This is a genomic window from Pseudomonas sp. D2002 (assembly GCF_013385735.1).
Lineage (GTDB): Bacteria > Pseudomonadota > Gammaproteobacteria > Pseudomonadales > Pseudomonadaceae > Aquipseudomonas.
Genome location: NZ_JACAPL010000004.1, coordinates 195,912 through 208,756, shown reverse-complemented (window position 1 = coordinate 208,756; position 12,845 = coordinate 195,912). Strand labels below are relative to the sequence as shown.

Below are 12,845 nucleotides of genomic sequence, written 5' to 3'. Positions count from 1 at the left end.
AGCCGTGACGCGGAGCGTCACAGGATGCATTCCCACGCAGAGCGTGGGAATGATCGTACAGCGCAAAATAACTGTGGTAGCTGGCTTGCCTGCGATGGCGGTGTATCAGTCAACAGATGGGTTGCTGACCCACCGCTATCGCAGGCAAGCCAGCTCCCACATTTTGATTTTCATCAGCCCTGAACGCGTGTTACTACGGGCTCATACATTCCAGCGAGCGGTCCACCATGACTTTGGCCATTTCCATCAGGTGTGCGGCGGCTTTGGGTGAGCCGTGCAGTGCTTCGGCACAGTGAAGCAAGTCTGAGGCATAGACCAATGCGTCTTCGAAGCTGAGTTCGGGGTGGGGGATGAAGATGGGATGCGGCGGACCGGGTTTTACTTTGCTCATTACGGTAACTCCAATGTAGGTAATTGGAGCCGACAGCCATCGCTGCTAAACAATGGGTGGCAGCTGTACGCAGGTTAGCAGGCCGGAACATTGGGAACCCGGCGCACCCGAAGGTGCCCTGCGCACAGCCACCATAAAGCGTTGGCATAAAAAAACGCCATGCTTGAGATGGCGCTTGTGCGCCCAATGTTGAACGTTCGAGCTGCTAAACCCGGTCACTGAATTGGCAGTGACGAACGCAGACTAGCCACCGAAAAGGCAGGGCACAAGCGGCTGGGATTCTCTCGGAAATGTCCTGCGAAAGAAAGAGACGCGGGAAGTAGGAGCGGCGGTTTCAGACTTTGCCGCACTCTCGAAAACACCGCAAAACAACTGTGGGAGCGGGCTTGCTCGCGAAAGCGGTGTGTCAGCCAATCTATTCAGTGACTGACCGACCGCATTCGCGAGCAAGCCCGCTCCCACATTTTGATTTTCATCTGGCTTGAGTTCTGTGGCTTCAGGTCCACCAGTAGCGAACAAGGTGGAAGAAAATCGGCGCGGCAAAACACACCGAATCCAGCCGGTCCAGCATCCCGCCGTGGCCTTCGATCATGTGGCCCCAGTCCTTCACGCCCCGGTCCCGCTTGATGGCCGACATCACAATGCCGCCAGCGAACCCGAGCAGGTTGATCAGCAACGCGATCAAGAACGACTGCCACGGGTTGAACGGCGTGGTCCACCACAGCGCCGCGCCGATCAGGGATGACAGCAGGATCCCGCCAACAAAGCCTTCGACGGTTTTTGACGGCGACAGGTTGGGGGCGATCTTGTGTTTGCCGAACAGCTTGCCGCACACGTACTGCAGCACGTCCGACAGCTGCACCACGATCACCAGGTAGGCGATCAGCAACAGGTTGCGGCCTTCGTAGCCGGGGATGTCGAGGGTCAGCAGGGCCGGTACGAAGGACACGCAAAACACCGCGATCATCAGGCCCCATTGCACCTTCGACGCACGCTCCAGGAAGTGCGTGCTGTCGCCGCCCAGAGAGGCGAGGATCGGCAGCAGCAGGAACACGTACACCGGGATAAAGATCGAGAACAGCCCATACCAGTTGGAATAGATCAGCAGGTATTGCAGCGGCAGCGCCAGGTAGAACGCGGCCACCAGCGCCGGGTAGTCGCTGCGGCGGGTCGGCGTAAGGGTCAGGAATTCGCGCAGGGCGTAGAACGACACCGCGTAGAACAGCAGGATCACCGCGCCGGTGCCGAGCCAGAAGGCGATGCCGATCACCACCACCATTACCCACCAGGCGTTGATGCGCGCGTTGAGGTTGTCGATCACCGCATTCGGCGTGCCACGGGTGCGCAGCTTGAGGATCAGGCCGATCAGCGAGGCGAGCACCAGGATGGCGCCGATGCCGCCGAACAACATCAGGGTTTGGCTATCCATGTCAGACATGCTCCGGGGCAAGGGCGAGCAGGGCGTCGCGGGTGCGGGCGAGGAAGGCGGCTTTGTCTTCGCCGTCTTCCAATTGCAGCGGCGCGCCGAAGCTGGTGGTGCACAACAATGGCAGCGGCAGTACGCGACCCTTGGGCATGACCCGGTTGAGGTTGGCGATCCACACCGGGATCAGTTCGGCCTGTGGGTAACTTTTTGCCAGGTGATACAGGCCGCTTTTGAACGGCAGCAGTCCGTCTTCGAGATTGCGCGTGCCTTCGGGGAAGATGATCAGCGAGTCGCCACCTTCCAGCGCCGCGAGCATGGGCTGCAATGGGTTATCCACAGGGTCTTTGCGTTCGCGATCAATCAGCACGCCGTTGAACACGCGGTTGATGATGTAGCGACGCAGCGCACTTTTGTTCCAGTAATCGCTGCCGGCCACCGGGCGCGTGAACTTGCGCAGGTTCTGCGGCAGCGACGCCCACACCAGCACGAAGTCGCCGTGGCTGCTGTGGTTGGCGAAATAGATGCGTTGCACCGGTACCGGCGCACAACCCAGCCACAGGCTGCGGGCGCCGGTGACGGTGCGGGCCATTGAAGTGATCAGGGTGGCAACCACGGGTTCGAACATGGGGATTCCTTATCCGGCGAAAGGTAGCCAAGGGCTGGCGAGGATCACGGCCAGGGTCAGCAGCACTTGCGCGCCCAACAACCAGGCTTGCTTGCGCAGCAGTTTGAGGGCGCCGCGACGACGTTCGGTCCACGGCCGGCCGGCTCGCTTGGCCGACTGCAGGCCAAGGCTTTGCAGGGCCTGGTCAAGGTCCGGGGTGCGGTCGGTGTCGCGGGCGAGCAGGGCGAACAGGTCGGCGTCGAAGGCGACGCGCAGCGCCCAGTACTTTTGCAGCAGCCCGAGGATAATCATCCACAGGCTGAGCAGCAGGCAGATCGGCGAAATGCTCGCCATCAGCAGTTGAGCCAGGCCGAATAACACGCCGAGCAGCGTCAGGCCTGTGGATAACTGATCCAGCGAGCGGCCGCGACGCAGCAGGCTGGCGACCACTTGGAGTTCCATATCAGCGGGCATGGGCTAAGCCCTCCAACGCTTCACGGTGAGCAGGGTGCAGGACCACATGGGCCCGCGCTGTACGAATAATAGCCAGTGCCGCATCGACCGTAGCCGCGCGCCCGCTGTGCAGCAGCCAGGCGGCGACGGCGGTAGCGCTGCGCGAGTAGCCGAGGGCGCAACACACCAGTAAAGGTCCGTTTGCGCGCAAGCGTTCAATAGCCTGCGCGGCGTGCAGGCATTCGGCGGGTGTCGGCGCGATCAGGTCCAGCACGGGGACGCATGCATACTCACGGCCCAGTGGATTAATCGGCAATTCGGCGCAGAGATCGACGATGGCCGTGAATGAACCTTGCTCACTCGTAGTGGGAATTCGCCCAAGCCAAACGTTATCCACAATCAGGTCCGGCTGTGGATGCTTGCGTGTCCACAGGCGTGAGTTGAGCCACGCCGCCGCCAGGTAGGGCGCATACAGCCAGCGCGCGGCGGGCGTCAGCGTTCCATCGGCGCGTTTCTGAAAGCCCGGCGCGCCCAGCACGAAGTAATTGGCCTTGATCAACCCCAGGGAAACCGCCGGCCACAGCAACCACAGCCACCAGCCGCCGAGAGCCAGCGCGAGAATCACCAAGGCCACCGCGCCCAGGCCGTAGCGCACGCCCAGCCGCCAGCGTTTTCGGTCCCGCGTAAGCCGCACATTCAACAGCGGGCTCGGGTGTTCCAGCGGCCACAGCCATACGCACAGCCAGCCGGCGAGCGCGCCTGTGGGTAAGTCGATAAAGTGATGTTGATAAGTGGTCAGCACCGAAATACCGATCAGCGCGAACCACCCGTGCACCACCCAGCGCCAAAAGCCTTGGGTGTGGCGCTGGTACATGACCCACAGGATCACCAGCAGCGCGATGTGCAGCGACGGCGCCTGGTTGAACGGCTTGTCGAAGCCCGCCAACACCGCAAACAGCCAGCCGAACACGCCGTCCAGCTCCGGCCGCTCGAAGGTGAAGCGCAGCGGCCAGATCAGGAAGCAGCTCACGGCAATCACTTGTGCCGTCAGCAAGCGCAGGGCGTGTTGTTTCAGTTCTTGTCGGCTGTTGGGCAGCAGCAGTGAGAAGCCGTAAAGCAGGTCGATGGACCAGTAGGGCACGATGGTCCAGGCCCAGAACGGCATATGGGTTTCCCAGCCGAACACCAGCGTGCCGACGTCGCTGCGCTGGCTGGTGACCCACGTGGCAAAGCCGTAGGTGCTGAAAAACAGCGGCGCCAACAGCAGCAGCCAGAGGACCGCTGGTTTCAATAGGCCGGGTTCGCGCATGCTCAGATCTTCTGTGCCAGAGACACAGTGAAAATGCCCCATTCGTCCACACGCTGAGTGATCTTGCGAAAGCCTGCGGCCTCGACGAGTTGATCCATTTCCGCCTGGCTGCGCCGGCGCATCACCCAGGCCTGGCCCTGGCGGTGGCTGGTCAGTGCGCGGGCGATCAGCTCCAGCTGCGGGTGCCACGGCTGGCCGGTGTAAACCAGGTAACCGCCGGGCTCCACGGCTTCGGCGAGACCGGCCAACGAGCCGCCAACCATGCCGTTGTCGGCAAACAGCTCATACAACCCGGACACCACCGCCAAGGTCGGCTTGGGCTCCAGCGCCGCCAGGTCCGCGCGATCAAACGCATCACCTTTTACGAACTGGGCGATATCCCCCAGGCCTTTTTCGCGAATCAGCGCGCCACCGTCGCGCACGTTGATGTCGCTGTAGTCGCGCAGCAGGATCGATTCCGGCAGCGGCGACACGCCCTGCAAGGCTTCCAGAATGTAGCGGCCGTGGCCCGCCGCGATGTCGACGATGCGCACTTCGCGATCATCACTGCGCAACTTGGCCATGGCCAGGCGCAGCAATTCTTCGACGTTCAGCTTGCGCTGACGAATGCCGCGCCAGCCGATAGAGTTGAGGTAGTTGGTGTCGATCATCCGCCCCAACCCGCCCTTGCCGGTAGGCTTGTTGCGGTACACGTAATCGAGGGTGCTGCCGGAGTCGAAGCCGGTGTCGAAGCCCAGTTTCACCCCGTCCGAGAGGTTCTTGCCCAGGCCCATGCTGGCGCGGGTCATGCGCCAGTACAGGTCGCGCAACGAGTTGCGCGGTAGCGGTGCAGCGAGGGATTCGGATTCGGCGCAGGTAGCGCCCAGTTTGTCGGCGTCCAGCAGCGAGGCGCGGTCCAACGGCTGGGCGAAGTTCTGCAGGATAAAGCGCTTGGCGCTGCTCACGGCCACGGCGCGGTCGCGTTCGCCGAGGGTGTCGTGGAAGAAGCCGGGCAGGATGTGCAGTTCTTTTTTCAGGCTGCCGAGGCGGTCGAAGAATTGCTGCTGGGGTTTGCGGTGCACCACGAAGTCGGAGCCGGAGATCAGCAGTTGCGTCGGCACCTGGATCGCCTGGGCATCGGCGACGACGCGGTCGGCAGCTTCGTACAGGCCGAGCAGCACATTCACCGAAATCGCCTTGGTGATCAGCGGGTCGCTGTCGTAGGACGCCACGCGCTCAGGATCATGGCTGAGGAACTTGGCCTTGACGTAACTGTTGACGAAAAAGTTGCCGCGAAACCTGCGCATCAGCGCCAGGCCCGGCCGCGCGAACGGCACGTAGAGCTTGACCTTGAACGCCGGTGAAGCGAGCACCAGCGCACGGATTTTCGGTGCGTAATCGTGCACCCACGTGGCTGCTATCACCGCGCCGACGCTCTGGGCAATCACCGCGCAGTTTTGTTCTTCGATGCCGTAGGTGTCGCCGATGTGGTCGCGGAAGGTTTGCACGTCACGGGCACTGGTGGCGAAGCTGGGGCTGTCGCCGCGCGCGCCGGGCGACTGGCCGTGGCCACGGGCGTCCCAGGCGAAGAAGTCGAACTGCGGCAGGTCGAGTTCATCGACCAAGTGGGCAATGCGCCCCGAATGCTCGTGGCCGCGATGGAACAGCAGGATCGCCTTGCGCGGCTCATCGCCAAGCGGGGCGGTGGCCGGCCAGTGCCGGTAGAAAAGCTCGACGCCATCATGGGTACTGAAGGTGTGCTCTTGCTGTTCGCGCATCGCAAATTCCTTATGCAGAAGGGGAAGTCGTTTCTTTAAGACCCTGGCGCACACGGTTGACCAAGGTGTAGGCAAGCAGGGCGGCGACCAGCCACATCACCGTGTCGACCCAGCCCGCGCCGAGCCAGCCCAGCGCCACGCCGGTGGCCAACACGCCGAGTACAAAGGCGCGATCACTCTTGCCCATCGGCCCGTCATAACGCCGCGACGCACCCACCATTGGCCCGAGCACACCGGCGTATTCGCTGAACACCGCCAGCAATGCCACCAGCAGCACCGGCGCCAGGCTCACACCAGGGATCAGTGCGAAGGGCAGGATCAGCGCGCTGTCGGCGATCACGTCGCACAGTTCATTGAGATAAGCACCCAGGCGTGACTGCTGGCCGAATTCCCGGGCGAGCATGCCGTCGATGGCATTGAGCGCCATGCGCAGGATCATCCACAGCGGGATCAGCGCAAACAGCCACAGGTATTGGGCAAAGCAGGCGATCAGCAGGCCGACCAACAGGGAAACCACGCCGGCCAGCACGGTGATCTGGTTGGCGGTGGTGCCGTTGTCGTAGAGGCGCTGCACAAGGGGGCGCAGCAGGTTTTGAAAACGCGGCTTGAGCTGATAGATCGAAATCATGGGGGATGACGCTTCCTTGTCCGTGGACCCGCGAAAAACTGTGTTGGAGTGTGCCGATTAATCCGTGCCTGCACCAGTGATGGCTCGTGTTTCTGGGGGTTTAGTCACGCTCTTGCAGGCGCCGAAGAGTAAATGTGGGAGCGGGCTTGCTCGCGAATGCGGTGGGTCAGTTACAAATGAGCTGGCTGAACCACCGCATTCGCGAGCAAGTCGAATCGTCGCACCGCCGCTCCCACAGGGGTTTTGTGTTGTTTTCGAACAAAAATTTCACGCTGCGTGTTATATCGTAACGAATTGTGTACAAGCGGGCGTTGAGCGGATGCAAGTGGATCTAGAAGCTGACGGCGCTTCGGTGGAAGGCCTGCCGCGTTTTCAGCAGGGACTGTTTCATGCCCGTCGATTGCGCCAGGCCGGCATCAGCCTGACGGCCCTGGCTGTTTGCGGTTGGGTGCTGGCGCTGTTTGTCGCCCTGTTTGCGCCGCTGTCGATCTGGCCGGTGGTGTTGATCAACTGCGCGTCGGCCTTGCTGGTGCTGGTGGCCGGGTTGCAATCGGCGTGGTGGGTCGCCGATTGGCGCGCCCAGGCGCTGGAAGCGCCGACGGCTGAAGTGATCGAACTGCCGGTTGAAGACACCGGCGGGTACACGCGCCTGCTCGGGCGTTTCGGTAGCGGCCTGCTCGCGCAGGTTGGCGCGCCGGTGCTGTGGCTGAGTGGCTGGTCGTTGCTGGCGTTGGTCAGCATCATCGAGTTCTGGAACCTGGCGTTGCCCGCCGCGCCGGTGGGGCAGTCGGCGAGTATCGGCGCTGCGCTTGGGTTGGCGTTGGCCTTTGGTTTACTGGTGTTCGAACGCCGCTTGGCGCAGGAAACGGCGGCCCAATGGCCGGAAGCCTCGCAGCTGGCGCAGTTGAGCCGGGTGGCGATTGCCTGCCTGGTGGTCAGCGCGATTTGCCTGCTGTTTGCCGGTGCGGAGTCGGTGTGGCCATTGCGCTTGGCCGTGTTGATCGGCCTGCTGCCGGGGCTGGTCGCGGTGGAGTTTTTGCTGCGGGCGCTCCTTTCACTGTTCAGCCCTCGCCAGCCACGCCTCGAACCGCGTTTGATGGCGCAGAGCTTTATCGCCGGGCTGTTGCGCTGGCCGCCCCAGCCGTTGCTGGCGTTGCAGCACGAGTTGCACAACCGCTTTGGCATCGACCTGCGCCAGATCTGGGCCTTTACCTACATGCGCCGGGCATTCCTGCCGGTGCTGCTGGTGGTGCTGGCTGTCGGTTGGGCGCTGACCGGCGTGCACGAAGTGCCCCTGCAAGGCCGTGGGATTTATGAGCGCTTCGGCAAACCGGTGGCAGTGTTCGGCCCTGGCTTGCATGCCGGGTTGCCCTGGCCGTTGGGCCGCGTCATCAACGTGGAAAACGGTGTGGTGCATGAACTGGCCACCAGCGTCAGCGAAGCTGCCGCACCGGAGCTGGCTTCTGCTGAAGGCCCGGCGCCGACGATTGCCAACCGCTTGTGGGACGCCAGCCATGTGAATGACAAGGCCCAGGTGATCGCCAGCAGCAGTGGCGACAAACAGAGCTTCCAGATCGTCAATATGGACGTGCGCTTTGTCTACCGCATCGGCCTGACGGATAAGGCCGCGCTCGCCGCCACCTATAACAGCGCCGATGTACCGACCCTGATCCGCAGCACCGCCAGCCGCATTCTGGTTCACGACTTTGCCTCGCGCACGCTGGATGAATTGCTCGGCGAGCAACGCACCCAGCTGGCCGACGAAATCGGCCGCTCGGTGCAGGCGGACCTGCAAAAACTCGACAGTGGCGTGGAAATTCTGGCCACGGTGGTGGAAGCAATTCACCCACCGGCCGGCGCCGCAAACGCTTACCACGCGGTGCAGGCGGCGCAGATTGGGGCCCAGGCGCTGATCTCCCGCGAGCGCGGCGCCGCCAGCGAACAGACCAACCAGGCCTTGCTGCAAGCCAGCACCGCCCGCGACCAGGCCTTGGCCACTGCGCGTGAAGTGCAGGCCGGCGCCCAAGCGGCCGACCTGAGGTTCAGCGCCGAACAAAAAGCCTATGCCGCTGCAGGCCAGGCCTTCGTGCTGGAACAGTACCTCGGCCAACTCAGCCAAGGCCTGGCCCACGCCAAGCTGCTTATTCTGGATCACCGCCTGGGCGCCGATGGCGCGCCGACGATCGATCTGCGTTCTTTTACTTTGCCGGCCGACCCGATGGCGCCGCGTAAAGCCGTTCAATAAGGAGTCTGTCTGTTGAGCGCTCATTCTCACGATCACGGTCATCACCACCCTCACGGCCACCACCACCATCACCACGGTGATGAACAAGCCGCTGGCCCATTTCCTTGGCGGCGCATGGCCTGGGCGGTGTTGCTGGTGCTGTTTGCCGTGGCGGCTGCCAGCCTGGTGCAGGTGCGTTCGGGCGAAGCCACGGTGATTACGCGGTTCGGCAACCCATCGCGGGTGCTGTTGGAGCCCGGCCTGGGCTGGCGCTGGCCGGCGCCGTTCGAAGCGGCGATTCCGGTGGACCTGCGTCTGCGCACCACCTCCAGCGGTTTGCAGGATGTGGGCACCCGCGACGGCCTGCGGATTATCGTGCAGGCCTATGTGGCGTGGCAGGTGCAGGGCGATGCCGACAATGTGCAGCGCTTTATGCGTGCGGTGCAGAACCAGCCGGATGAAGCGGCGCGGCAAATTCGCACCTTCGTCGGCTCGGCGCTGGAAACCACCGCGGCCAGCTTTGACCTGTCCAGTTTGATCAACACCGACGCCAGCCAAGTGCGCATCGCCGATTTCGAGGCGCAGTTGCGCCAGCAGATTGATCAACAATTGCTCACCACTTATGGCGTGCGCGTGGCGCAAGTCGGTGTCGAGCGCCTGACCTTGCCTTCGGTAACCCTCACGGCCACCGTCGACCGCATGCGCGCCGAGCGCGAAACCATCGCCACCGAACGCACCGCCGTGGGCAAGCGAGAGGCGGCGCAGATTCGCTCCGCCGCCGAACGCGATGCGCGCATCGTGCAGGCCGACGCCACGGTGAAAGCCGCCGATATCGAAGCGCAGTCGCGGGTTGAAGCGGCGCAGATTTATGGCCGCGCCTACGCCGGTAATCCGCAGCTGTACAACTTGCTGCGCTCGCTGGACACCTTGGGCACGGTGGTGACGCCGGGCACCAAAATCATCCTGCGCACCGACGCCGCGCCGTTTCGCGCGCTGGTGGACGGGCCGAAGGATGTTCAGCCATGACGATGCGTGACAGCCCGGACAGCCCGTGGATTCAGGCCGGGCGCCTGACCTTCCTGGCGCTGTACGCGGTGACCGTGTTGGCGGCGTTGGCCTGGGCATTTTCCAACGTGCGCCAGATCGACCCGCAGAACCGTGCCGTGGTGCTGCACTTCGGCGCCCTCGACCGCATTCAGAACGCCGGGCTGTTATTGGCGTGGCCGCAGCCGTTCGAGCAGGTGGTGTTGTTGCCGGCCGCCGACCGAGTGATAGAGCGTCGGGTGGAGAACCTGTTGCGCTCCGACACGGCTATCCAGGCCGACCGCGTGGCCAGTTTTGCCACGCCATTGAGCGATGCTCTGGCGGGTTCCGGTTACCTGCTGACCGGCGATGCCGGCGTGGTGCAGCTGGATGTGCGGGTGTTCTATAAGGTCACCGAGCCCTACGCGTATGTGTTGCAAGGCGAACACGTGCTGCCGGCGCTGGATCGCTTGGTGACGCGCAGCGCGGTGGCGCTGACGGCCGCGCGCGACCTGGACACGATTCTGGTGGCACGTCCTGAACTGATCGGCAGCGATAATGGCGCCGCCGAACGTCGTGAGCGGTTGCGTGGCGACTTGGTGCAAGGCATCAACAAGCGCCTGGCGGAATTGGCCTCCACCGGTTTGGGACTGGGCATTGAAGTGACCCGTGTTGACGTGCAGTCGAGCCTGCCGGGCCCGGCGGTGAATGCGTTCAATGCCGTGCTGACCGCCAGTCAGCAAGCCGATAAAGCCGTAGCGAATGCGCGTACCGACGCAGAAAAACTCACCCAGACCGCCAACCAAGAGGCTGACCGGCTGGTGCAAGTCGCCCATGCCCAGGCCAGCGAACGCCTGGCCAATGCCCAGGCGCAAACCGCCACTGTCGCCAGCTTGGCTCAGGTTAAAGACCCAGGTTTGTTGCTGCGTCTGTACCGCGAGCGGATGCCGAAGATTCTCGGCCAGGCCGGCTCCGTGACCACGGTCGATCCTAAAGACGACTCCCGCTTGATCATCCAGGGAGCCGAACAATGAGCGCGCCTATGCTGACTTCCGCCGAACAGCGCAGTGCTGCGCGGCAATTGACCTTGGCCATGTTGGCCCTGGGCTTACTGGTATTGGGCCTGGTGTGGCGCTGGCTGGCGCCGGACCAGAACGGCGTGAGCCAACTGCTGCTCGGCGTCGCGTCCTTGCTGGTCGCCGTGCCGGTGATGCGCTCGGCCTGGTACAGCCTGCGTTACCCGAGCCTGCATGGCATCACCGACCAATTGATCGCCCTGGCGATGATTGGCGCGTGGGCCACGGGCGACCTGCTGACCGCTGCGTTGCTGCCGATCATCATGATTTTCGGCCACGTGCTGGAAGAGCGCAGCGTGATTGGCTCCCAGGAAGCGATTCATGCTTTGGGCAAACTGACCCGCAGCCATGCGCGGCTGGTGCAGGCCGACGGCAGCATTGTGGAAGTGGATAACGGCACGCTGAACACCGGCGATATCGTCGAAGTGCGCGCCGGTGACCGCGTGCCCGCCGATGGCGTAGTGCTGTCGGGCCAGGCGAGCCTGGACACGGCGCCGATCACTGGCGAGTCGGTGCCGTTGGAGGCCAGCGTCGGTGTGCAGGTGTTTGGTGGCGCGATCAACCTGGATGGCTTGCTGCGCCTTGAAGTGACGCGCACGGGTCATGAATCGACCTTGGGCAAAGTCATCGCGCTGATGCAGAACGCCGAACGTTCCAAGCCGCCGATCACGCGGCTGCTGGAGCGGTATGCCGGCAGCTATATGGTGCTGGTGTTGTTGCTGGCGGCGGTGACGTGGTTTGTGACCAATGACGCCCAGGCGATGTTGGCGGTGCTGGTGGCGGCGTGCCCGTGTGCGTTGGTGCTGTCGGCACCGGCCACGGCGATTGCCGGGATTGCGGTGGCGGCGCGGCACGGGATTTTGATTCGCAGCTCGGCGTTTCTTGAGGAACTGGCCGACCTGACTTCGTTGGTGGTCGACAAGACCGGTACGCTGACGTTTGGCACGCTGCGTCTGCAATCCATCGAGACCACAGCGCCGGATCGGCAGGTGTTGCTGAACCTGGCGGCCAGCCTTGGCTCGGCCAGCAGCCACCCGGTCAGCCGCGCGTTGGCGGGCTTGGCGACGCAGGAACAGATGCTGGTGCTCACGGATATTCGCGAACGCCAGGGCTTGGGTGTTGTAGCGCGGACCGAGCAGGGCGAAGCGGCCTTGGGGCGCCCGGAGTTGTTCGAGCAATTGGGCATCGTGACCACTGAGGTGCCGAACCACGATGGTCCGATTGCCGGGCTGGCATTGAACGGGCAATTCCTCGCCTGGCTGTTGCTCGCCGACAGCGTCAAGCCGGAGGCACGCCAGGCATTGCAAGAGCTACGCGACCTGGGCCTGGGTCGCCAGTTGCTGTTGACCGGCGACCGCCAAAGCGTTGCCGACAGCCTGGCATTGGACGTGGGCATCAGCGATGTCGAAGCCCAGGCCTTACCGGAAGACAAACTCAACCGCGTGCTGGGGGAAATCGGCAGCGGTTTCCGGCCGATGGTGGTGGGCGATGGCATCAACGACTCGCTGGCGCTCAAGGCGGGCGTGGTGGGCGTGGCGATGGGCGCGGGCGGGGCGGACATCGCACTCGCGTCTGCGGACGTGGTGTTGATCGGCAGCGACCTGCGCCGCCTGGGCACCTGTGTGCGCTTGAGCCGCCAGTGCCGACACACGTTGCAGGTCAACGTGATCATCGGCTTGGGCTGGACGCTGGCCATCGTGGTGTTCGCCGCATTTGGCTGGCTGGGCGCGGCCGGCGCGATGATTGCGGCGGTATTGCATAACCTCAGCACCTTGCTGGTACTGGGCAATGCCGGGCGTTTGCTGCGCTTTCAGGAGCCGCTTTTGAAGCTCGAAGAATAATTTTCAGAAATATTTGCACACAGCTGTAACGCCGATAAGGGACCTCACTCTAGTGGTATGTCGAGACTGAACAATCCGTTTGGACCGACACCCTACCGATCATGAGGACTACA

11 protein-coding genes are annotated in these 12,845 nt (G+C 63.3%); 4 read left to right on the top strand and 7 right to left on the bottom strand.

Annotation, left to right across the window (positions count from 1 at the left end; genetic code table 11):
* Window positions 1–193 precede the first annotated feature (193 nt).
* The 7 genes from HX783_RS09780 to HX783_RS09750 form a co-directional block, all read right to left on the bottom strand.
* Entirely contained in the window at window positions 194–391 is a 198-nt protein-coding gene (locus HX783_RS09780; protein ID WP_177016763.1) for a DUF3077 domain-containing protein, read from the bottom strand.
* 496 nt (window positions 392–887) lie between these two features.
* Complete coding sequence (locus tag HX783_RS09775; RefSeq protein WP_177016762.1) at window positions 888–1,820, bottom strand: phosphatidate cytidylyltransferase; 933 nt, start codon at window positions 1,818–1,820, stop codon at window positions 888–890.
* Between the two features lies 1 nt (window position 1,821).
* On the bottom strand, window positions 1,822–2,442 hold the full coding sequence (locus tag HX783_RS09770; RefSeq protein ID WP_159961216.1) for a 1-acyl-sn-glycerol-3-phosphate acyltransferase: 621 nt from the start codon (window positions 2,440–2,442) through the stop codon (window positions 1,822–1,824).
* Between the two features lie 9 nt (window positions 2,443–2,451).
* Window positions 2,452–2,895, bottom strand: coding sequence for a hypothetical protein (locus HX783_RS09765; RefSeq protein WP_159961214.1), 444 nt, complete (start codon window positions 2,893–2,895; stop codon window positions 2,452–2,454).
* Window positions 2,885–4,183 carry a phosphatase PAP2/dual specificity phosphatase family protein gene (locus tag HX783_RS09760; RefSeq protein WP_177016761.1) on the bottom strand — a complete coding sequence of 433 codons (1,299 nt, stop codon included), beginning with the start codon at window positions 4,181–4,183 and terminating at the stop codon, window positions 2,885–2,887. Before HX783_RS09760 ends, HX783_RS09765 begins: the two co-directional genes overlap by 11 nt.
* A 2-nt stretch (window positions 4,184–4,185) precedes the next feature.
* Window positions 4,186–5,940, bottom strand: a complete 1,755-nt coding sequence (locus HX783_RS09755; protein ID WP_177016760.1) for a bifunctional alpha/beta hydrolase/class I SAM-dependent methyltransferase — start codon at window positions 5,938–5,940, stop codon at window positions 4,186–4,188.
* A 10-nt stretch (window positions 5,941–5,950) separates the two neighbouring features.
* On the bottom strand, window positions 5,951–6,568 hold the full coding sequence (locus HX783_RS09750) for a CDP-alcohol phosphatidyltransferase family protein (RefSeq protein ID WP_177016759.1): 618 nt from the start codon (window positions 6,566–6,568) through the stop codon (window positions 5,951–5,953).
* A gap of 319 nt (window positions 6,569–6,887) precedes the next feature.
* Here HX783_RS09750 and hflK (HX783_RS09745) point away from each other — a divergent pair, with 319 nt between their 5' ends.
* Genes hflK (HX783_RS09745) through HX783_RS09730 form a run of 4 tightly spaced genes read left to right on the top strand, consistent with a single transcriptional unit; the run spans window position 6,888 to window position 12,732 of the window.
* Window positions 6,888–8,813: a protease modulator HflK gene (gene hflK, locus HX783_RS09745; RefSeq protein WP_177016758.1), complete on the top strand. Its 1,926-nt coding sequence runs from the start codon at window positions 6,888–6,890 to the stop codon at window positions 8,811–8,813.
* Between the two features lie 9 nt (window positions 8,814–8,822).
* Entirely contained in the window at window positions 8,823–9,818 is a 996-nt protein-coding gene (gene hflC / locus HX783_RS09740) for a protease modulator HflC (RefSeq protein ID WP_371317670.1), read from the top strand.
* The gene (hflK, locus tag HX783_RS09735) at window positions 9,815–10,849 is read left to right on the top strand and encodes a protease modulator HflK (RefSeq protein WP_177016757.1); all 1,035 of its coding nucleotides are present in this window, start codon (window positions 9,815–9,817) and stop codon (window positions 10,847–10,849) included. The genes hflC and hflK (HX783_RS09735) overlap by 4 nt, the downstream gene beginning before the upstream one ends.
* Window positions 10,846–12,732: a cation-translocating P-type ATPase gene (locus HX783_RS09730; protein ID WP_177016756.1), complete on the top strand. Its 1,887-nt coding sequence runs from the start codon at window positions 10,846–10,848 to the stop codon at window positions 12,730–12,732. Before hflK (HX783_RS09735) ends, HX783_RS09730 begins: the two co-directional genes overlap by 4 nt.
* Window positions 12,733–12,845 lie beyond the last annotated feature (113 nt).

Coding starts and splice junctions, on each gene's coding strand:
- HX783_RS09780 (WP_177016763.1), bottom strand. CDS start 391: ATGAGCAAAGTAAAACCCGGTCCGCCGCATCCCATCTTCATCCCCCAC.
- HX783_RS09775 (WP_177016762.1), bottom strand. CDS start 1,820: ATGGATAGCCAAACCCTGATGTTGTTCGGCGGCATCGGCGCCATCCTG.
- HX783_RS09770 (WP_159961216.1), bottom strand. CDS start 2,442: ATGTTCGAACCCGTGGTTGCCACCCTGATCACTTCAATGGCCCGCACC.
- HX783_RS09765 (WP_159961214.1), bottom strand. CDS start 2,895: ATGCCCGCTGATATGGAACTCCAAGTGGTCGCCAGCCTGCTGCGTCGC.
- HX783_RS09760 (WP_177016761.1), bottom strand. CDS start 4,183: ATGCGCGAACCCGGCCTATTGAAACCAGCGGTCCTCTGGCTGCTGCTG.
- HX783_RS09755 (WP_177016760.1), bottom strand. CDS start 5,940: ATGCGCGAACAGCAAGAGCACACCTTCAGTACCCATGATGGCGTCGAG.
- HX783_RS09750 (WP_177016759.1), bottom strand. CDS start 6,568: ATGATTTCGATCTATCAGCTCAAGCCGCGTTTTCAAAACCTGCTGCGC.
- hflK (WP_177016758.1), top strand. CDS start 6,888: ATGCAAGTGGATCTAGAAGCTGACGGCGCTTCGGTGGAAGGCCTGCCG.
- hflK (WP_177016757.1), top strand. CDS start 9,815: ATGACGATGCGTGACAGCCCGGACAGCCCGTGGATTCAGGCCGGGCGC.
- HX783_RS09730 (WP_177016756.1), top strand. CDS start 10,846: ATGAGCGCGCCTATGCTGACTTCCGCCGAACAGCGCAGTGCTGCGCGG.